We start from the raw sequence: 19,938 nt of genomic DNA, 5'->3' as shown, positions 1-19,938 counted from the left end.
GGCCTGTGGATAACTCGGCCCGCATCGACGAGAACAGCAGGTCAGCGGTCCATCGCAGCAGAGCGTTCGGGCTGGCGGGTGTCCACGCGGAGGTGTTCGCCGACGCGGTTCACCAGCAGCGTCATCTCGTAGCCGATCAGGCCGATGTCGGCATCCGCGGCGCTGAGCACACAGAGGCAGCTGCCCGGTCCGGCCGCGGTGACGAAGAGCACCGCGTCGTCGAACTCGATCATGGTCTGCCGGACGTCGCCGGCGCCGAAGTGGCGCCCCGAGCCCTTGGCAAGGCTCTGCAGTCCCGAGGAGACCGCGGCCAGGTGCTCGGAGTCCTCACGCCGCAGACCGGTGCTGGCAGCAGTGACGAGTCCGTCGTTGGACAGCACCAAGGCGTGCCGTATGGGTTCGACGCGCTCGGTCAGGTCGTCCAGCAGCCAACCGAGTCCCGCGTTCCGCACCATCGTCCCTACTCCCCGTGTCGTCGCTCCCCCCTGGCAAGGAGGATCCGACGATTCAGCCTTCCCCACCGCCGCCGCCGGAGCAAGCAGGACGGGGACATGGCAAGGAAGATGACCGACAAGGCATGCCGGGACTTCCTGGCGACCAGCGAGAACGGGCGCTTCCCCACCCCAAACAGCGGCGTCAAGGGCCGGAAACCGGCCAGGGCGGGGCGCGTTGCCGCCGATTCAGCCCACGGAGTCGAGCAGCCGGGCGGTGTGCATCCGACCGGCGTATTCGACGAGCCGTATCAGTACTTCCTTGCCGGAGTCGCGGTCCCGGGCGTCGCAGAGGACGACGGGGGTTCCTTCGTCGAGATCGAGGGCGTGCGAGACGGCGGGGACGTCGTACGCGCGGGATCCCGAGAAGCAGTTGACGGCGACCACGAACGGGATGTGGCGGTGCTCGAAGTAGTCGACGGCCGGAAAACAGTCCTGGAGCCGCCTCGTGTCCGCGAGGACGACGGCACCCAGCGCCCCTTGCGCCAGCTCGTCCCAGAGGAACCAGAACCGGTCCTGGCCCGGTGTGCCGAACAGGTAGAGCGAGAGCCCGGACCTGATGGTGATGCGCCCGAAGTCCATGGCGACGGTGGTGGTGACCTTCTGGTCCACCCCGTCGGTGTCGTCCACCGACCGGCCCGCCTCGCTCAGGAGCTCCTCCGTGCGCAATGGTCTGATCTCGCTGACCGAGCCGACCAGGGTGGTCTTGCCCACGCCGAATCCACCGGCGACGAGGATCTTCAGTGCCAGGGCGCCCGTGTCGCCCTCTGTCTCATCGGAGTGCTCGGAGACCATCGATCACTTCTCTCGGGAGTGTCGGCCGTGGTCGACATCGGTAGGGCTGTGAGGAGTCAGCATCATGGCAACTGCCACCCGTCCGTGTGGCGTTGGACCGGTTTTTCATTCCACCGACCGCTTCGTGCGTGTTCGGTGCCTGGTTCGTGGCGCAAGTCGGCGCGGGTGCGACGCATGTGTCTGTTCGTCTACAGAGCCCTGAGCCCCTCGATCACCTCGCGCAGGATCCGCTCGTCCGGCAGCCGCGCGGGAGGAACGGGACGGTTGACGGTGACCCGGCCCAGCTCCAGGAGGTCGCCGAGGAGGACCCGCACGACGCCGACGGGCAGGTCGGTGCCCGCGGCGAGTTCGGCGACGGACTGTTTCTCCGTACGGCACAGCTCGACGAGCGCGCGGTGCTCGGGGCCGAGCAGGGCGTCGTCGGTGCCGGGTGCCTCCGCACAGAGCGTGACCAGTGCGATCAGGTCGAAACGGGTCCCGCCCGGGCCGGACTTGGTGCGGCCGCCCGTCACCGCGTAGGGCCGGACGAGCGGCCCGGCGTCACTGTCGTACCACCGGCTGTCCGACGGCTCCTGCGCGGCGCCTGTGCTGCCCTCGGTCATGAGCAGGGCCCGTTCCTGGTTCATCCGGCCGCGGGCGGGCGCGCGCCGGCGCGGGTGGGTGTGCGGAGGTGCTCTCCGACGCGTTTCACCAGCCGGGCCATCTCGTACGCCACCAGACCGATGTCGGCCGTGACCGCGGTGAGGACGGCGAGACAGGATCCGTCGCCTGCGGCTGCCACGAAGAGGAAGCCGTCGTCCATCTCCACCATGGTCTGGCGTACGCCGCCGGCGCCGAAGTGGCGGCCCGTGCCCTTGGCGAGGCTGTGGAAGCCGGAGGCGACGGCGGCGAGGTGTTCGGCGTCCTCACGCCTGAGGTCGCCGGAGGCGCCGACGGCGAGGCCGTCGTCGGACAGGACCACGGCGTGCCGCACCTCGTGCACGCGCAGTACCAAGTCGTCCAGCAGCCAGTCGAGTTCACCGGACCGCTGGGTGGCCCTGGCTCTCGGGTCCTGAATCATGCGGGGTCTCCTTCGCTGCTGTCGCTGCCCGTCACGGGCCCTTGGGTGACGCCACGGCCGGGCGTCCTGCCGCCGCCTCTCACCCAACCGTCGCGGTAGGCCGTCATGCGGTCCCTGACGAGTTCCGGAGTGCGGGCGTCGTCGGGCGGGGAAGTCGCAGTCCGCGCGGGCTGCCCGGAGCGCTGTTCGCGGAGCTGGGGTGCGAGATGCGCCTGGCGTACCCGGCGCGGCAGTTCGCCGGTCTCGTCCGGTTCCGGCGCGTGGCGTGGGGGCCGCAGGGCGGTGACGCCGGGCGGCGGCTCGGGCGGGCCGTCCGCCGGGAAGGGTCCGGCGGAGGCGGTGGGCGCCATGAGGGCGCGCCGGTCCGCGGCCGGTTCGACGGGGTCCTGGTGGGGGGCCGCCGCGACGCGCGCGTACTCACGTTGCTCGGCCCGTGGCTGTGCCTCGGCAACGGCGTGGGGGGAACGTTCCGGCGCCCCGCTGTGGAGCAGGGTGGTGGGGAGGAGGACCACTGCGGTGGTGCCGCCGTAGGGCGAGGTCCGCAGGTGGACCTTGATGTCGTGGCGGGCGGAGAGACGGCTCACCACGAAGAGTCCGAGCCGGTCGCTGTCGAACAGGTCCAGGGCTTCGGACTGCTCGATACGGCGATTGGCCTCGACGAGGGTCTCCTTGCCCATGCCGAGACCCCGGTCCTCGATCTCGACGGCGTATCCGTTGCCGACCGGTTCGCCGGTGATCCGCACACGCGTGTGGGGCGGTGAGAACTGGGCGGCGTTCTCCACGAGTTCCGCCAGGAGATGGGTGAGGTCGGCCACGCCGGTGCCGGCGATCTTCGCTTCGGGGAGTTGCCTTACCTCCACGCGCGCGTAGTCCTCGATCTCGGAGACGGCGGCACGGACCACGTTGGTCAGGGAGACGGGCAGGCGCCAGGCCCGCCCGGGGGCGGCTCCGGAGAGGATGATCAGACTTTCCGCGTGGCGTCGCATGCGGGTGGTGAGGTGGTCGAGGCGGAAGAGGTCGCTGAGTTCGTCGGGGTCGTCGGAACGGCGCTCCATGCTGTCGAGCAGGCTCAGTTGACGGTGGACGAGGATCTGGCTGCGCCGGGCGAGGTTGACGAAGACACCGGAGATGCCGCCGGCGAGTTCGGCGCGCTCGACAGCGGCGTGCAGGGCCGCTCGGTGCACCGTGCCGAGGGCTTCGGCGACCTGACCGGTCTCGTCCTCCGCGGGCGGTCCGGGCGGGGCCTCGGTGTCGACGTCGATGTCCTCCCCGGCGCGCAGTCTGCGCATGGCGTACGGCAGTTTCCGGCGGGCGATCTCCAAGGCGTCATTGCGCAGCCTCACCAGTTCGACGACCAGGCCCCGTCCGATGCGCACGGAGATGACGAGGGAGGCGGCGACGGCGGCGAGGCCGAGGAGCACCGCGGCCCCCGCCGGTGTGAGCAGGGCGCGGGTGAACGGGCCGGAGGAGTCGGCGGCGGCTCGTCCGGCGTCGGACTGGATCCCATGCATGTCGTCCCGCACGCGCGCGTGGGCGGCCTTCCAGGCGGCCTCGGGGGCGGCGTGGAGCGCCCGGGCTCCGGGCCCGCCGGCGAGCACCGCGTCCTCGGCGGCACGCAGATCGGCGTAGGCGCGTTCACCGGCGAGTTCCTGCCAGGCGGCTCGTTCGGGGCCGCGCAGGTCGGCACCGGCGGCCTCGGTCAGGGTACGGCGGGTGTCGACGGCGCCGGTGAACAGGCGCAGCCGCTCACGGTCGAGGGTTCCCGCCAGGCGAGCGCCGGCCAGGAGCGTGTCCTCCTGGGCCAGGGCCTCGCCCGCGCGGGAGAACTCCAGCAGTACGCGTGCGTCGGAGCCGAGTTCGGCGTCCTGGATGCCGGTGAGCGCGCCGCCCACGCCGAATGCGGTGGCGATGGTCGTGGTGTAGCGCTCGTACGTCTCGGTCCAGCCGGTACGGCGGTCGAGCAGCGAGGTGCGCAGCGCGCTCAGCCGGTCGGCACGGGTCACGAACCCGGCGAGTCGTTCGGCCACTCCTGCCGGCAGGTCCGCGCCGTCGGCGACGGTGTGCCGGTCTCCCAGACGCAGTGCGTCGACCTTCCGGCCGGTGCGCAGCGCCGTCGTGCGCAGTTCGCTCTCCCGCCGGGTGGAGGGCCTGATCGCGTAGCGCACGGCTGCCACGCGCTCGGCCTGGAGCGCCGCGACGGCGTCGGCGACGGGGCCTCGTACGGAGGCGTCGACGCGCTGCGCCTGCCGGATGCCGGCGATGTCCTGGGCGGTGGTGACGGTGGCGTACGCCCACAGGGCGAGCAGGGAGACGACGGGCACCATGAGCAGGCAGACGATCTTGGCCCGGACGGTGCGGGGGCGTATGTGCCATCCTCCGCCGCGTGCGGGCGGCCCGGTCGTCGGGGCGCCGGTCTCGTCGGGGTCGAAGCGCCCGCCGGGGTCGGGACGCTCGTCGGCGGGAGGTCCGGCATGGGCGCGGCGGCCTCGTACGGCGGGCCGGGGCGGCGTCTCGCTGCCGGCTGTCGGGGTCCTGCGGGGTGTACGCATGGCCTCCTCCATCGGGGTGGTTCGGGGCGGGTCTCGAAAGCCGCCGCGCGGCTAGAGGGCGGCGTTCTCGACCGGTTGCTGGGCCGACGCGGACGCCTCGCGCTCCCCGGCCGTCGGTGACAGCGCGACGAACGCCGAGGTGAGGAAGAGGTAGGACCCGAGGCCGACGGCGAGGGGGAAGATGAACTGCATCGCCGTGGCCCCGGGCAGGGCCGTCCCGGACGGAGTGACCTCCACCCGCACCGCCCACATCGCGGTGTAGTGCATGCTGCTCACCGCCGCCCCCATGACGAGGGACGCGACGGTGACCGCGAGGGGCGACTCGATGTTGAGCGCGGCCCAGAGCGCGGCGGTCGCGGCCACCACGGCGATCACGACGGAGAGTGCGACGAGTGGCGGGTCGTAGGTCACGTCGCCGTGCAGCCGGACGGCTGCCATGCCCAGGTAGTGCATGCTGGCGACGCCCAGGCCGGTGGTGAGCCCGCCCAGCAGGAGGGCCCGGCCCCGGTCCCGGCTGTAGCCGATCGCGAAGACTCCGCCGCAGACCACCGTCATCGCGACGAGCAGGCTGAGGATGGTCAGTGGCACGTCGTAGCGGATCTCGGTGCCGCCGACCCCGAAGCCGAGCATCGCCACGAAGTGCATGGTCCAGATGCCGGTGCCGATCGCGGACGCCGCCGTGACGAGCCAGTTGCGACGGGACCTGCCGGTGGTGGCGAGCGCGCGGACCGTGCAGCGCAGGCCGAGCGCGGCGCCGATGGAAGCCATGACGTACGAGAGTGCGGGGGTCAGCCAGCCGAAGGTGGCGTGGTCCAGGTGTCCCATGGCTCCGGGACGCTAGTGGGGGCACGGGAGCACAAAGGGGGCGCATTTCGAAAGGTGTTGGAATGTGGCGCATATATGCACTGCAACGATCGCCTGCCGCCCGAACGTGCGCGTCACCTTCCGTGGCGTTCGGGTGGGGGATCATGCGGAACATGAGTGACGACCACACACATGTCCAGGAGTTCTTCACAGCACGGGCGGCGCACTGGGACACCCGCTTCCCCGACGACGGACCCGCCTACGCGGCCGCGGTCGCCGACCTCGGCCTGCGCGCGGGCGACCGGGTGCTGGACGCGGGGTGCGGCACGGGACGCGCGCTGACGCCGTTGCGCGCCGCCGTCGGGCCTGCCGGAGTGGTGCTCGGGGCGGACCTGACGCCCGCCATGCTGGAGGCCGCCGCACGGGCCGGGCGGGACCGCGACGGGCAGTTGCTGCTGGCCGACGTGGCCGGGCTGCCGCTGCGCACCGAGTCGCTGGACGCGGTGTTCGCCGCCGGTCTCGTCGCGCACCTGCCCAGCCCGGCCGAGAACCTGCGGGAGCTGGCGAGGGTGGTCCGGCCGGGCGGCACACTGGCGCTCTTCCACCCCATCGGCCGGGCGGCGCTCGCGGCGCGCCAGGGGCGACGGATCACTCCGGAGGACCTGCGCGCCGAGGGGAACCTGCGACCGCTGCTGGCCGCGGCGGGCTGGCGCATGACGTCGTACGCCGACGAGGACACCCGTTTCCTCGCGCTCGCCACCCGCGACGGCTGAGCCACGGCTCGGGCCGCAGAAGTCCGGAGGGACAGGGAGGCTCCGAGAGGGGCCGGGAGAGTGCGTGAGGGGCCGGGAGAGTGCGTGAGGGCCGGAGGGCCAGCGTCCTGAATACGCCGCTTGCACGCGCTCCAGCCCGTCCTCCCTCTTCTGCGACGCCGACTCCGTCTCTACGTTGTTGAGGACGGCTGTGAACCCGACGCGGGGGGTATGTAGTCCGTATGTTCGAGAGCGTTCGCAAGTCCATCGGCAGATTCTTCGACTCGCGCACCGAGAACACCGCACGGGAGGCGAAACGCACACACAACCTGTTCGAGGCGGCCGCCGTCTACATCTCCGCGTGCGCCGACGACGACCAGGATCAGGTCGACGAGGCCGTGACCTGGGTGTCGCCCGAAGCGCTGTCGTTCGGGGTCAGCGAGTTGGCGTGCCGGGCGGTCATCGCGCTCGCGAGGGAGCGGGACGAGTCTCCCCAGACGGTCGCGCGCTCACTTCTGGGGCTGCCCGCCGCCTGAACGGGTGAGGTCTCGGTCGATTCCGCCCTGCCCACCCGGACACCTGCGGCTCCGTACCGGGTTCGTGCTCGTGACAAGGGCCCGCCGGGCGCATTAGGGTGCGCCGACGGACGAGCGAGAGCAATGGGAGGCCGGCATGGCCGGGACGGACGACGACGCCGTCACCGCCGGGGACGACGACGCACTGTATGTGCTGACGGCGGTACTGCTCACGCCCGCGAACTTCCCCAGCGTGCTGGGCGACGACTATCCGGAGGCCTGCGCGGCCCTCGGCCTGGCGCCGCTCGCCGACGGGTACGGGATCGTCCTGGGCCAGGACGGCGAAGGTGCCCGGTGGACGGTGGCGGTGGACGATGTGTCGCTGGTCGCCGTGGCCATCGCGTCGTGGGACTGCGGCATGGAGTACGACCTGTCGCCCGACGAGCACTCGGTCGTGGCCGCGCTGCCGGGCTGGCCCCTGGCGGTGGCGGTGGCGGCCCCGGGCGTGCCCGCCCCGCACGACCCCGACCCGGAGGTCTCGGATCTGCCGCCGCTGAGCCCGCCGGACACCGGTACCTGGGGTCCCGCCCAGCGACGCCTGGGAGCCGACGAGATCGCTCTGCAGTGGTCCACATGGCGGGAGCAGATCGACGACACCGCGTTCGCCGGGCAGGACGGCACGTCCCCGGCGGCGCCGGACGGCGTGGACCCGGGGGCGGCGACCGACGCCGCCAAGAACCCGGACATCCCTCGCACGGGCATCCGCCGCGTCCTCGCGGAGGCACGCGCGTACGTGGAGTCGCCGCCGCCCCTCGGGCGCGTCCGCTCCTCCTTCGCGCCCGGCGATGCCCGCACGCTCCGGGCCGACGGTCCCGGCTGGTCGATGGTGGCCAGGACCGACGACATCGCCTTCGTCCTGCTGGACGAGGAGCCCGGCGAGGTCCTGCCGGTGGGCCGGGGACCGGAACTGCCCGGCCTCCTGGAGTCCCTCGACAAGATCGCTGTACGCCCGAACTGATCCCCGGAGTTCCGCCGGCCCGCGCGCCACCGCGCACCGGGCCGGCGGTGCCTCAGCGGCCGATTTCCTTGCGGCCGACCCGACGCAGCCTGCGCCGCTGCGAGGGGTCCAGCGCGAGGTACGCGGCCGTGGGAATCCCCAGGACTATCAGGAGATTCGCCCAGAAGGGGAAGGGCAGAAGGATCAGCAGGACGATCCCGATTGCCGCACCCCCCGCGACGATCTTCGTACTCTTCGACATCTGCGTCGCCTCCTTCGCGGCCACTGCCGCTCTCTGTCCTGAAAACGGGAGCGGAGGCCCCGCGGTTCCGGACCACGACCCTGACACGTCCCTGAGTCGAACCCCCGTACAACCCTGAGATGCCCCCAGCGTCGCACGGGAAAAGTGACCCACGTCACTCCCTCACGGGGCGGTCTGGAGCTTGGGACGATGTATCCTCGGCGATTCTGGCTGCAGTAGTCAAATTTGAGGAGTCCAGTATCCCTGTGCCGACGAACCTCGTGGCAACCCCCTCCGCGATCTCCGGCCCGGCCCACTGTCACGCCGTCTTCGTGGCGGCGGACCCTGCCCGCACCGGCCGGGTGGTCTTCTGGCGGCCGGACGGCTCGGCGCCGCCCCCGCTGTCACACGGCTCCCCCGGCGAGCTGACCGTCGTGCTGCCCGGCGACGACGGCGCCGAACAGGTCACAGTGCCCGCCGTGTCGCTGCCGGTGCGCGCCGCACTCCCGTTGCTGACACGCGCGCGTGCCGCGGCGGAATGCGACCGGGCGACGGCGTTCTGGGGCGCGGCCTGCCTGCTGGCGCTCCAGTTCGCCGCACGCGGACTGCTGTTGCCCGGTGTCACGGAGAGCGGCCATGACGCCTGGCGGGCGGGCCCCCTGCGGGCTGAGGATCTGGACCGGGTGAGGGAACTTGCCGCCGCCATGCCCCCGGAGGCACACGCGGTGCCTGTCGGCGACGGCGAGCCGCTGCGGCTGCCCGATCCGGAGCGGCTGCTGCGCGCCTTCCTCGACGCCGTCGTGGACACGCTCCCCCGCTCCCCCGCGGCGGCCATCGTGGCGGGCGGCCCCGCCTTCACCGCACGGGAGCCCCGGTCCGTCCCCGAGCAACGTGCCTGGGCCGCGGAAGTCGCCGCCGGACACGACGCGGGCGTCCGCGTCTCGCTGCGCATCGAGGTCTCCGGCCTCACCTCGCCCGAGAACGGCGATCACGGCGATGCCGCACCGGCGTTCCACGCCGTCCCGCAGGTGCACAGCATGAGCGACCCGGCGCTCGTCGCCGACGCCTCCGCCGTCTGGGCCGCCGCCGGGCCCTTCGGGCCGCGCGCGCGGACGGACGCCCTGCTGGCGCTGCGCCGCGCGGCCCGCGCCTGGGCACCGCTCGCGCCACTGCTGGCGGCAGCCGTGCCGGACGCGGTGGAACTCGCCGACGAGGAGGTCATCGAGTTGCTCGGCGAGGGCGCCCGGCTGCTGGCGGCGGCCGGTGTCGACGTGCACTGGCCGACGCAGTTGACGCGCGACCTGACCGCCCGGGCGGTCATCGGCCCACCGGACGAGGGGCGGGACTCCGCACGGGCCGCGTCGGCCGCACCGGCGCACCTGTCCTCCGACGCGCTCCTCGCCTTCGACTGGTGGTTCGCCCTCGGCGACCAGCGGCTCACCCGGCAGGAGCTGGACCTGCTGGCGGAGGCGAACCGGCCCATGGTGCGGCTGCGCGACCAGTGGGTTCTGGTGGACCCCGAGGAGATCCGCCGCGCGCGTGCCCAGCGGGACCGCAAGATGTCGCCCCTCGACGCGCTCGGCGCGGCTCTGACGGGCTCCACGGAGGTCGACGGCCGGATGGTCGAGGTGCGGCCCACGGGGTGGCTGGCGACGCTCAGGGAACGGCTGTCGGACCCCGAGGGACACGAGCCGGTCGGGCAGCCGTCCGGTCTGGCGGCCACCCTCCGGGACTATCAGCTGCGCGGCCTCGACTGGCTGGCCCGGACGACCTCCCTGGGCCTCGGTGCCTGTCTCGCCGACGACATGGGCCTCGGCAAGACGATCACGCTGATCGCCCTGCATCTGCACCGGCAGGCGGACGCCGCTTCGGCGGGACCCACCCTCGTGGTCTGTCCGGCCTCGCTGATGGGCAACTGGCAGCGCGAGATCGAGAAGTTCGCACCCGGTGTGCCGGTGCGCCGCTTCCATGGGTCCGCGCGCCGTCTGGACGGGCTCGGCGACGGGGAGTTCGTCCTCACCACGTACGGAACGATGCGGCTCGACGCACCGCACCTCGCCGGCGTGCCCTGGGGCATGGTCGTGGCGGACGAGGCCCAGCACGTGAAGAACCCCGGCTCGGCCACGGCGAAGGAACTGCGCACGATCGGGGCACGCGCGCGCGTGGCGCTCTCCGGCACGCCGGTGGAGAACAACCTGTCCGAACTGTGGGCGATCCTCGACTGGACCACTCCGGGCCTCCTCGGCACGCTCGGCGCCTTCCGCTCCCGGTACGCGGATGCCGTGGAGGGCGGCCGGGATCCCGTCGCCGCCGAGCGGCTCACCCGTCTCGTACGACCGTTCCTGCTGCGCCGCCGCAAGTCGGACCCCGGCATCGCGCCGGAACTCCCGCCGAAGACCGAGACGGATCTGGCCGTGTCCCTCACCAGGGAACAGGCGGGGCTCTACGAGGCGTTGGTCCGCGAGACCATGGCGGAGATCGCCCACGCCGACGGCATGGCACGGCGCGGACTGATCATGAAGCTGCTGACCGGGCTGAAGCAGATCTGCAACCATCCCGCCCAGTACCTCAAGGAGGAACGGCCGCGCGTCCCGGGCAGATCCGGGAAGACGGAGCTGCTGGACGAACTTCTGGACACCATCCTCTGCGAGGGGTCCGGAGTCCTGGTCTTCACGCAGTACGTGCGCATGGCGCGTCTTCTGGAACGCCATCTGGCGGCCCGCGGCGTGCCCACGTTGTTCCTGCACGGCGGGACACCGGTCACCGAGCGCGAATCGATGGTCGAACGGTTCCAGGCGGGCGAAGTACCGGTCTTCCTGCTGTCGTTGAAGGCCGCGGGCACGGGTCTGAACCTGACCCGCGCCGAACATGTCGTGCACTACGACCGCTGGTGGAATCCGGCCGTCGAGGCGCAGGCCACGGACCGGGCGTACCGCATCGGGCAGACCCGTCCGGTGCAGGTGCACCGGCTGATCACGGAGGGGACCGTCGAGGACCGCATCGCGGACATGCTGCTGAGCAAGCAGGAGCTGGCCGACGCGGTGCTGGGCGGCGGCGACGCGGCGCTCACCGAGTTGTCCGACGCCGAACTGGCAGACCTGGTGGAGCTTCGAGGGGACGCACGATGACGCAACGCCTGGGACACGAGTACGAGCGCACCTTCACGTTGCCCTCCCCCGCGTCCGGACGGGCTCTCGCGCGGACGTGGTGGGGCCGGGCCTGGCTGAAGGCGCTCGAGGACGGCGCCCTGGACGGGGAGCAGCTGAAGGCGGGGCGCAGGCTCGCGCGCGCGGGGGCCGTGGGCGCGGTGTCGGTGCGCCCCGGGCGGGTCACCGCCGTCGTCCAGGACCTCGACGGCACCGCTCACCGTGCCGACGTGCTGCTGCAGGAGCTGTCCGGCGAGCAATGGGACCGCTTCGCGGGCATGGCGGTGGAGCGGGCCGGACATGTCGCGGCCCTGCTCGACCGCGAGATGCCGTCGCACCTGGTCGAGGACGCCGCGACCGCCGGAGTCGAACTGCTGCCCGGGCTCGGTGATCTGGAGGCTGAGTGCGCCTGCGGGGCCTGGGACCACTGCGGTCACACCGCGGCCCTCTGCTACCAGGTGGCCCGGCTGCTGGACCAGGACCCGTTCGTCCTGCTGCTGATGCGGGGGCGCGCCGAGCGCACTCTCCTGGACGAGCTGCAGGTGCGCGGCGTCGGCCCGGTGGCGGACGGGCAGGTGGCGGACGGGCTGGTGGCCGCGGATGGGCTTCGGGGAGACCACCGGGACGGGCTGGACGCCGTCGAGGCGTTCGCGGCGGGTGCGATCCTTCCGCCGTTGCCGGAGCCGCCGGTGCTGCCGGTCGGGCCGGGTCTGCCGGCCTCGCTGGACACAGAGGTCCCGCCCGCGCCCGGAGTGGACCCGGCCGCGCTGGAGTTCCTGGCGGCGCAGACGGCTCGTCAGGCCCACAGGATGCTGGCCGAGGCTCTCCGGCCCGGTCACGAGCGGCAGCCCCCGGAGGACGAGTCGACCGTCCGTCAGGACGTGGTGCGGCTGGCCTCCGGCGATCCGGGACCGGGCATCACCGCGCGGCTCGGCCGGGGTTCCGGGCGGGGCCGGGAAGGGCTGGAAGTCGCGGTGCGTGCCTGGCGGTACGGCGGCGCGGCCGGACTCGCCGTCCTGGACGAGGAATGGCACGTACCGGCGGAATCGCTCGTACGCGCGCGTGCCGCTCTGGCGGCGGCCTGGGACGAGGACGAGCGGCCCGCGCTGCGGTCCGCGCACAACCGCTGGACCGTGGTCGGCGGCTCGGCCCAGCTACGGCTGGGCCGGGACGGCCGCTGGTGGCCTTACGGCATGGAGCGGGGGCGGTGGGTGCCCGCGGGACCGGCGTCGCACGATCCCGCGACGGCGCTGGCAGCCGTACGGACATCGGCCGGTGCCGGGACCGACGCCTGAGGGTCCCGGGGCGGGTCGAGCGGCCCGGACGTCGTCCGCGCGCGTGCCTCGCTGTCGGCGCGCGTGTGCCCGCGGTGGCTCTCGGTCCGGTCTCGCGGCGCGGCGGTTCCCTCTCATTCGATGTCGCCGACCGGGTCGGGAAGGAGCGAGCCGAGGTCGTCGGGAAGCTCGCTGGGCAGGTCGCTCGGGAAGCCCGAGGGAAGGGTCGGGAGGGCGCTGGGGAGCCGGGACGGAAGGCTCAGAGACGGAGTCGGGGTGGGCGAAGGGCCCGTACGACCGACGGTTCCGCCCTGCTCCCGATCGTCCGGTGACCCCTCGCCACCGGAGACCGCGAGAACCGCGGCGACGATCGCGCCAAGGGAGATGATCACGGCCGCCACGACGAAGGCGACGGTGCGTCGGCGAACAGAAGGAGGTCCGCCGGGCGGATCGGATGGCTGCCGGCCCCCGCCCTGACTCGGGGGCCGGCTGCCGCCACCCTGCCCCCATGGAGGCAGGGCACCACCCTGCGAAGGGGGCCCGAAGGCCCCGGGCGGTGGTGTGTGTCCCCCGGCCGGATCGCTCGGCGGCGGTCCGAAGTCCCCTGTCGGTGGCCCGGCACCGTGGGACGGGGGTGTGCCCTCCGGCGGCTGCGGTGGTGTCGGCGGCATGCCCATACCGACCAGAGTCGCCGTCGGACGGCCAAGCGGCGACCCCTCCAGAGGAGTTGCTATCGACTCATGCCATGAAGCGCATGGTTCCGGAGAATTCCGTGCGGGAAGCGACCGAACAGGGCGTGAAACGACACCGCTGCGGATGCCGGCCGGAGCAGCGGGAGGCCGCTGCCGCGTCGGCGGACAGGACCTCCCGCGCGCGTGATCAGCCGCGGGCACCCAGCAGGTGGTCCATGGCCAGCTGGTCGAGCTGCTCGAAGGCCATGCCGCGGGCGGCGGCGGCCTCGGCGTCGAACTCCTCGAAGGCCGTGCGGTCCGCGAGCAGGGCCTGCAGGCCGTCGGCGGCCGTGGACTGGGCCAGCTGGTCCAGGCGCGCGGCGCGCAGGGCCTCCTGGACCGCCGGATCCGCACGGAAGGCGGCCGCACGCTCCTTGAGGATCAGGTAGTTGCGCATGCAGCCCGCGGCCGACGCCCACACGCCGTCGAAGTCCTCCGTACGCGGCGGCTTGAAGTCGAAGTGCTTGGGGCCCGCGTATCCGGCGGTCTCCAGAAGGTCGACCAGCCAGAAGGCGGAGCGCAGGTCACCCGCGCCGAAGCGGAGGTCCTGGTCGTACTTGATGCCGGACTGACCATTGAGGTCGATGTGGAAGAGCTTGCCCGCCCAGAGCGCCTGGGCGATGCCGTGCGGGAAGTTCAGGCCGGCCATCTGCTCGTGGCCGACCTCGGGGTTCACGCCGTACAGCTCCGGGCGCTCCAGGCGCTCGATGAAGGCCAGGGCGTGGCCGACCGTGGGGAGCAGGATGTCGCCGCGCGGCTCGTTCGGCTTGGGCTCGATCGCGAACTTCAGGTCGTAGCCCTGGGAGGTCACGTACTCGCCGAGAAGGTCGAAGGCTTCCTTCATGCGGTCGAGCGCGTCCCGCACGTCCTTGGCGGCGCCGGACTCGGCGCCCTCACGGCCGCCCCAGGCGACATAGATCTTGGCACCCAGCTCGACCGCCAGGTCGATGTTGCGGATGGTCTTGCGCAGCGCGTACCGGCGCACGTCGCGGTCGTTGGCGGTGAACGCGCCGTCCTTGAAGACGGGGTGCGTGAAGAGGTTGGTGGTCGCCATCGGCACCGTCATGCCGGTGGTGTCCAGGGCCGCGCGGAAGCGCTTGACGTGCTCCTCGCGCTCGCTGTCCGAGGACCCGAAGGGGATCAGGTCGTCGTCGTGGAAGGTCACTCCGTAGGCGCCGAGGTCGGCCAGGCGCTGCACCGTCTCGACCGGGTCGAGGGCACGCCGGGTGGCGTCGCCGAACGGGTCCCTTCCCTGCCAGCCGACGGTCCACAGGCCGAAGGTGAACCTGTCGTCGGGGGTGGGCTGGTAGTTCATGCCGCGGCTCCTTGCGCTCCGACTATTTCGTCATGGCGATTTACAAATTAGTATGCGGACGCGTCTCCGGGAAGGCAAGATGTCGCCCGGCAGAGGCGTCGGCCGCGTCAGCGGCCCATCACGAGCCGTGTGAGAGGGAGAGCCCGATGTCAGCAGCCGAGGGTCCGCTCGTCGTCGGTGTGGACTCGTCCACGCAGTCCACCAAGGCCCTGGTCGTCGACGCGTCGACGGGACGCGTGGTGGCGAGCGGGCAGGCGCCGCACACCGTGTCCTTGGGCGCGGGCCGGGAGAGCGACCCCCGCCAGTGGTGGGACGCCCTGCACGAGGCGCTGCACCAGTGCGGGGAGGCGGCGCGGGAGGCGGCGGCGGTGTCCGTCGGCGGTCAGCAGCACGGCCTCGTCACCCTCGACGCCCGGGGCGAGCCGGTCCGGCCGGCTCTCCTGTGGAACGACGTGCGCTCGGCGCCGCAGGCCGCCCGCCTGGTGGAGGAACTGGGCGGCGCTAAGGCATGGGCGGAACGCGCCGGAAGCGTTCCGGGACCGTCCTTCACCGTCACGAAGTGGGCCTGGCTGGCCGAGAACGAACCCGAGGCGGTCCGCGCGACCGCCGCCGTGCGCCTGCCGCACGACTACCTCACCGAGCGCCTCACGGGCCAGGGCACGACCGACCGCGGCGACGCCTCCGGTACCGGATGGTGGGCGTCGGCGACCGAGGCGTACGACACGGAGGTCCTCGACCGCGTGGGTCTGGACCCGGCGCTGCTGCCCCGGGTGGTCAGGCCCGGCGAGGTCGCCGGGACCGTGCGGGACACGCACGATCTGCCGTTCGCCAAGGGCACCCTCGTCGCCGCCGGCACGGGCGACAACGCGGCCGCCGCGCTGGGGCTCGGGCTGCGCCCCGGCACCCCGGTGCTGAGCCTCGGCACCTCCGGCACGGTGTACGCCGTCTCCCGGCACCGCCCCGCGGACCCGACCGGCACGGTGGCGGGCTTCGCCGACGCGCACGGCGACTGGCTGCCCCTGGCCTGCACCCTGAACTGCACCCAGGCCGTCGACCGGATCGCCGCCCTGCTGCACCTGGACCGCGAGGCCGTGGAGCCCGGCACGACCGCCACTCTCCTGCCCTACCTGGACGGCGAACGCACCCCGGCCCTGCCGCACGCCTCGGGACTGCTGCACGGACTGCGTCACGACACGACCGGCGGACAGCTGCTGCAGGCCGCGTACGACGGAGCCGTCCACTCGCTGCTCGGCGCCCTCGACCTGGTCCTCGACGCCGACGCGGACACCTCCGTGCCGCTGCTGCTCATCGGCGGCGGCGCACGGGGGACGGCCTGGCAGCAGACCGTGCGTCGTCTGTCGGGGCGTGCCGTGCAGGTCCCCGAGGCCCGGGAACTGGTCGCCCTGGGCGCCGCAGCGCAGGCGGCCGGGCTGCTCACCGGCGAGGACCCGGCGGCGGTCGCCCGCCGCTGGGACACGGCAAGGGGGCCGGTGCTGGAGGCCGTGGAGCGGGACGAGGAGACGCTCGCCAGGATCTCCGGGGTACTGTCCGACGCGGCGCCGCTGCTGGAGCGGGGGACGGGCGGCCGCTGAGCGGAACGGGCGTGTCCGACGTGGGAAAATACGATTCCGTCATGATCTGCAGAACACCCACCAGGACGCACCGACGGGAGCCGGGGGAGGCATGACCGCACCACTGCACGACACCCACGCGGGCGGCTCCGGGCGCCGCTCGCCCGACAACCAGCAGGGCATGCGCCGCCGCAACCTCGCCCGGGTCCTGCATTCCGTCAACGCCGAAGGACCGCTGTCCCGCGCCGCCGTCGCCTCCCGCATCGGTCTGACCCGGGCCGCCGTGTCCACCCTCGTGGACGAGCTGATCCGCTCGGGACTCCTGGAGGAACTGGGCCCGGAGCGCCCCGGCCGGGTCGGGCGGCCCGGCTCGGCACTCGCCCTCAGTGGACGCGGGCCCGCCGGGATCGGCGCGGAGATCGGGGTCGACCACCTCGCGGTCTGCGCCGTGGACCTGCGCGGGGAGGTACGGGCCCGGGCGGTACGCCAGGGCACCAACCGTGGCCGGTCGCCCGAGCCGGTCGTCGACGATCTCACCCGGCTGGTCCGCCAGGTCGTCGCCGAGGCGGAGAGCGAGGGCCTGTGGCCTGCGGGGCTCGCGGTCGCCGTGCCCGGGCTGGTGGCGAGCGACGCCCGGACGGTGGTCCGCGCCCCCAACCTCGACTGGCACGACACGGACCTGGGCGCCCTGCTGCCCAGCGATCTGCCGGTGACCGTGGACAACGAGGCGAACTTCGGCGGCCTCGCGGAACTCTGGCTCGGCGACGGCACCCCGCCGGACTTCCTGCACGTCTCCGCGGAGATCGGCATCGGCGGCGCGGTCGTCGTGGACGGCCGGCTGCTCCGCGGCACACGCGGTTTCGCGGGCGAGCTGGGTCATGTTCCCGTACGCCCGGAGGGCCCCGACTGCGCGTGCGGCGGACGCGGCTGTCTGGAGCAGTACGCCGGTGAGGAGGCCGTACTGCGTGCGGCGGGCCTGGAACCGGCGGAGCGCCGTGTGGAGTTCCTCGCGGAACGGGCCGCGGCCGGTGACAAGGATGTGCACCGGGCACTGCGCGGCGCCGGTACGGCACTCGGCATCGCACTGACCGGCGCGGTCAATCTCCTGGACCCCGAGACCGTGGTGCTCGGCGGCGCCCTGGCGGCGCTCGCGCCCTGGCTTCTGCCCTCACTGGAACGGGAGTTGGCACGCCGGACAGCCGGTCCGGCATGTGCCGTGACCGTGTCCCGGCTGGGCTCCGACGGACCTCTGCTGGGTGCGGCCCACTCGGTGGTGCGGGCCGTGCTGGACGATCCGGCGACGGTCGGGGTACGACCGTGACGTGCGCTGACACCAGCGGCTCATGGGCATGAGCAGGCACGTCACCCTTCCGGGTGGCGCAGTTGTCCACAATCGGCTGTCCGTCCACCGTTCTCCACCCGCCCGGACGCCCCGACCCGCCATCGCCATACGGTGATTCACGTGAGGCGCAGCCGTCCGGCCCGCGGACGCGTCTTCCCCTGCGATGTCCGAGCGGAATCCCACCCCGAAAGGCGGACCGATGGAGCGAGTCGTGCCATTGCCGAGCAGACGCCGGCTCCTGCGGGGCACTGCCCTCGCCGCGATCCCCTACGTCCTGCTCCCCAGCCCACGGGCCGACGCCCAGCCGCCGCCCGTCGACCGCACACCGGCCCTGTGGGAACCGGCGAGCACGGCCAACTACACCGCGGCCGACCGCCCGGCCGGCCAACCGGTCGACCTCGTGATCATCCACGTGACCCAGACGACGTACAAGAACACCCTGCCCGTCTTCTGGAACCCGGCGAAGCAGGTCTCCGCGCACTATCTGCTCCGCTCGGGCGACGGGCGGGTCACCCAGTGCGTCCGTGAGCGCGACATCGCCTGGCACGCGGGCGACTGGGCGTACAACGCCCGCAGCATAGGCATCGAGCACGAGGGCTGGGTGGACCGGCCCGAGTGGTTCACCGGTGCCATGTACGAGCAGTCGGCGAAGCTCACCTCGGCGATCTGTGACACCTACGGCATACCGAAGGACCGCGCCCACATCATCGGTCACCACGAGGTACCGGGCACCGACCACACCGATCCGGGGCCGCACTGGGACTGGGACCGCTACATACGCCTGGTCGACTCCGCCTGACACCGCCAGAACCGCGGCGGACCTCGGAGTCCGGCCCAGCGGCGAGGTCGCGTGGCTTGTCGGGCGTGCGTTCGGCGGTGACGATGGTCCCGGCGGTGTGTGCTCTCCGGGGAGGCCGAGTTGAGCGATCCATGGGTGGCCCTGGAGCAGGGTGCCGACCCCGTCGAGCGGGTGCGGGTGCTGCGCCGTGCGCATGAGGCGTTCACACAGCAGGGCACGGTGGCACGGCCGGTGCGTGCGGTGGTCGCGGATTCCTGGCGTCGGTCGGCGAGAGCGGGGGTCGGGCCGGAAGGCACCGCACGGGTGGAACTGACGGACGGCGACCTCGGTTCCTACCGCGCGGAGCATCCGCTGGCCCGGGTCATGCCGTTGATCCGGGAGCTGCTGGGCACGTTCGCGTCGGACGGCGAGCATCTGCTGGCCGTGTGCGACGCGCAGGGCAGGCTGCTGTGGGTGGAGGGGGATGCCGCGACCAGACGGCGGGCGGACCGGATGAACTTCGTGCCGGGCGCGCGCTGGGCGGAGTCCGTGGTCGGGACGAACGCGCCGGGTACCGCGGTCGCCCTGGACCGACCGATGCAGGTGTTCGCGGCCGAGCACTTCATACGGCGGGTGCAGCCGTGGACGTGTGCGGCGGCCCCGGTGCACGATCCGCGCACCGGGCGGGTGCTCGGCGCGGTCGACATCACCGGTGGGGACGGCCTCGCCCATCCGCACAGCCTCGGCTTCGTCCAGGCGGTGGCGAGGGCAGCCGAGTCCCAGCTCGCTCTGCTCGCCCCGCCCGGAGTGGCGGCCGACGCGATCGAACTGTCCGCTCTGGGGCGCGACGAGGCCCAACTCGTCGTCGGCGGCAGGAAGATCAGACTCAGCCGCCGGCACAGCGAGATCCTGGTACTGCTCGCGCGGCACCCGGAGGGACTGTCCGGGGACGAGTTGCTCTGTGCGCTGTACGAGGACGAGTCGGTGACGCCGGTGACACTGCGGGCCGAACTGGCACGGCTGCGGCGCCTGCTCGGGCCGGGCCTGCTGGGGTCACGGCCGTACCGGATCACGGTTCCGGTCGAGTCCGACGTGGCCGTCGTGGAACGGAGGCTGGAGACGGGTGCGGTGACGGCCGCCATCTCGGCGTACGGGGGCCCGGTGCTGCCGGGTTCGCAGGCCCCGGCCGTCGTACGGCTGCGGCACCGACTCGCCGACGGGCTGCGCACCGCGCTGATAGCCCGCCGCGATCCCGACCTGCTGGCGGACTGGGCGCACGCTCCGTGGGGTGAGGACGACCTGGAGGTGTGGCGGGCGCTGGCTGTCGTACGACCGACCCCGGCGGTGCGGTCCCGCCTGCGCGAGCTGGAGTCGGAGCTGTCGGCACCACCGAGGTGGGGGGATCTTCGACGTCCCTGAGGATGCGCTCGGGGCGTGGATGGGATGGGAGGGGCGAGGTGACGGCTGACGGCTGACGGCTGACGGCTGACGGCTGACGGCCGGGCATCCCGGTTCGGGGGGCGCACAGTCACAGGCGGGGCGCGGGGCGGGGCGGGGCGGGGCGGGGCGGGGCGGGG

The 19,938-nt window shown here is 72.9% G+C and carries 18 protein-coding genes; 9 read left to right on the top strand and 9 right to left on the bottom strand.

Features of this window, described 5'->3' with window-relative positions; all coding sequences use genetic code 11:
* Nucleotides 1-41: 41 nt before the first annotated feature.
* From ACZ6BB_RS23270 to ACZ6BB_RS23245, 6 genes are all read right to left on the bottom strand, one after another.
* Nucleotides 42-455, bottom strand: coding sequence for a roadblock/LC7 domain-containing protein (locus ACZ6BB_RS23270; protein ID WP_471617092.1), 414 nt, complete (start codon nucleotides 453-455; stop codon nucleotides 42-44).
* A gap of 225 nt (nucleotides 456-680) precedes the next feature.
* The gene (locus ACZ6BB_RS23265; RefSeq protein ID WP_471617091.1) at nucleotides 681-1,286 is read right to left on the bottom strand and encodes a GTP-binding protein; all 606 of its coding nucleotides are present in this window, start codon (nucleotides 1,284-1,286) and stop codon (nucleotides 681-683) included.
* A 188-nt stretch (nucleotides 1,287-1,474) separates the two neighbouring features.
* Nucleotides 1,475-1,888, bottom strand: a complete 414-nt coding sequence (locus ACZ6BB_RS23260; protein WP_471617090.1) for a DUF742 domain-containing protein — start codon at nucleotides 1,886-1,888, stop codon at nucleotides 1,475-1,477.
* A 20-nt stretch (nucleotides 1,889-1,908) separates the two neighbouring features.
* On the bottom strand, nucleotides 1,909-2,346 hold the full coding sequence (locus ACZ6BB_RS23255) for a roadblock/LC7 domain-containing protein (protein ID WP_471617089.1): 438 nt from the start codon (nucleotides 2,344-2,346) through the stop codon (nucleotides 1,909-1,911).
* Nucleotides 2,343-4,895 (bottom strand): sensor histidine kinase, encoded by a 2,553-nt coding sequence (locus tag ACZ6BB_RS23250; RefSeq protein WP_471617088.1) that lies wholly within the window; start codon nucleotides 4,893-4,895, stop codon nucleotides 2,343-2,345. The genes ACZ6BB_RS23255 and ACZ6BB_RS23250 overlap by 4 nt, the downstream gene beginning before the upstream one ends.
* Before the next feature lie 51 nt (nucleotides 4,896-4,946).
* Nucleotides 4,947-5,720 carry an MHYT domain-containing protein gene (locus ACZ6BB_RS23245; RefSeq protein ID WP_471617087.1) on the bottom strand — a complete coding sequence of 258 codons (774 nt, stop codon included), beginning with the start codon at nucleotides 5,718-5,720 and terminating at the stop codon, nucleotides 4,947-4,949.
* A 152-nt stretch (nucleotides 5,721-5,872) separates the two neighbouring features.
* Between ACZ6BB_RS23245 and ACZ6BB_RS23240 the strand changes: the two genes are divergently transcribed.
* The 3 genes from ACZ6BB_RS23240 to ACZ6BB_RS23230 all read left to right on the top strand — a co-directional run bounded on the left by ACZ6BB_RS23240 (nucleotide 5,873) and on the right by ACZ6BB_RS23230 (nucleotide 7,984).
* Entirely contained in the window at nucleotides 5,873-6,472 is a 600-nt protein-coding gene (locus ACZ6BB_RS23240; RefSeq protein ID WP_471617086.1) for a class I SAM-dependent methyltransferase, read from the top strand.
* Between the two features lie 221 nt (nucleotides 6,473-6,693).
* The gene (locus tag ACZ6BB_RS23235) at nucleotides 6,694-6,987 is read left to right on the top strand and encodes a hypothetical protein (protein WP_471617085.1); all 294 of its coding nucleotides are present in this window, start codon (nucleotides 6,694-6,696) and stop codon (nucleotides 6,985-6,987) included.
* A 136-nt stretch (nucleotides 6,988-7,123) separates the two neighbouring features.
* Complete coding sequence (locus tag ACZ6BB_RS23230; protein WP_471617084.1) at nucleotides 7,124-7,984, top strand: hypothetical protein; 861 nt, start codon at nucleotides 7,124-7,126, stop codon at nucleotides 7,982-7,984.
* 52 nt (nucleotides 7,985-8,036) lie between these two features.
* Here ACZ6BB_RS23230 and ACZ6BB_RS23225 read toward each other — a convergent pair whose 3' ends face one another.
* Nucleotides 8,037-8,249, bottom strand: a complete 213-nt coding sequence (locus ACZ6BB_RS23225; RefSeq protein ID WP_390807866.1) for a hypothetical protein — start codon at nucleotides 8,247-8,249, stop codon at nucleotides 8,037-8,039.
* Nucleotides 8,250-8,470: 221 nt separating this feature from the next.
* Here ACZ6BB_RS23225 and ACZ6BB_RS23220 point away from each other — a divergent pair, with 221 nt between their 5' ends.
* Nucleotides 8,471-11,332 (top strand): DEAD/DEAH box helicase, encoded by a 2,862-nt coding sequence (locus ACZ6BB_RS23220; RefSeq protein WP_471617083.1) that lies wholly within the window; start codon nucleotides 8,471-8,473, stop codon nucleotides 11,330-11,332.
* A complete protein-coding gene (locus ACZ6BB_RS23215) occupies nucleotides 11,329-12,645 on the top strand; it encodes an SWF or SNF family helicase (RefSeq protein ID WP_471617082.1) in 1,317 nt (438 codons plus the stop codon). The genes ACZ6BB_RS23220 and ACZ6BB_RS23215 overlap by 4 nt, the downstream gene beginning before the upstream one ends.
* Before the next feature lie 113 nt (nucleotides 12,646-12,758).
* On the opposite strand, the gene ACZ6BB_RS23210 is transcribed toward ACZ6BB_RS23215, so the two are convergent.
* Nucleotides 12,759-13,016 carry a hypothetical protein gene (locus ACZ6BB_RS23210; RefSeq protein ID WP_471617081.1) on the bottom strand — a complete coding sequence of 86 codons (258 nt, stop codon included), beginning with the start codon at nucleotides 13,014-13,016 and terminating at the stop codon, nucleotides 12,759-12,761.
* A 487-nt stretch (nucleotides 13,017-13,503) separates the two neighbouring features.
* Nucleotides 13,504-14,670 carry a xylose isomerase gene (gene xylA, locus ACZ6BB_RS23205; RefSeq protein ID WP_471617080.1) on the bottom strand — a complete coding sequence of 389 codons (1,167 nt, stop codon included), beginning with the start codon at nucleotides 14,668-14,670 and terminating at the stop codon, nucleotides 13,504-13,506.
* Between the two features lie 146 nt (nucleotides 14,671-14,816).
* On the opposite strand from xylA, the gene xylB reads away from it, so the two are divergent.
* The 4 genes from xylB (at nucleotide 14,817) to ACZ6BB_RS23185 (ending at nucleotide 19,780) form a co-directional block, all read left to right on the top strand.
* Nucleotides 14,817-16,262, top strand: a complete 1,446-nt coding sequence (xylB, locus tag ACZ6BB_RS23200; protein WP_471617079.1) for a xylulokinase — start codon at nucleotides 14,817-14,819, stop codon at nucleotides 16,260-16,262.
* A 91-nt stretch (nucleotides 16,263-16,353) separates the two neighbouring features.
* Nucleotides 16,354-17,562, top strand: a complete 1,209-nt coding sequence (locus tag ACZ6BB_RS23195) for an ROK family protein (RefSeq protein WP_471617078.1) — start codon at nucleotides 16,354-16,356, stop codon at nucleotides 17,560-17,562.
* A 220-nt stretch (nucleotides 17,563-17,782) separates the two neighbouring features.
* Nucleotides 17,783-18,382 (top strand): N-acetylmuramoyl-L-alanine amidase, encoded by a 600-nt coding sequence (locus ACZ6BB_RS23190; protein ID WP_471617077.1) that lies wholly within the window; start codon nucleotides 17,783-17,785, stop codon nucleotides 18,380-18,382.
* Between the two features lie 120 nt (nucleotides 18,383-18,502).
* Nucleotides 18,503-19,780, top strand: coding sequence for a GAF domain-containing protein (locus ACZ6BB_RS23185; RefSeq protein WP_471617076.1), 1,278 nt, complete (start codon nucleotides 18,503-18,505; stop codon nucleotides 19,778-19,780).
* Nucleotides 19,781-19,938 lie beyond the last annotated feature (158 nt).

The organism is Streptomyces sp. NPDC041108, assembly GCF_055592645.1.
This window is presented reverse-complemented; position numbering and strand designations above follow the sequence as displayed.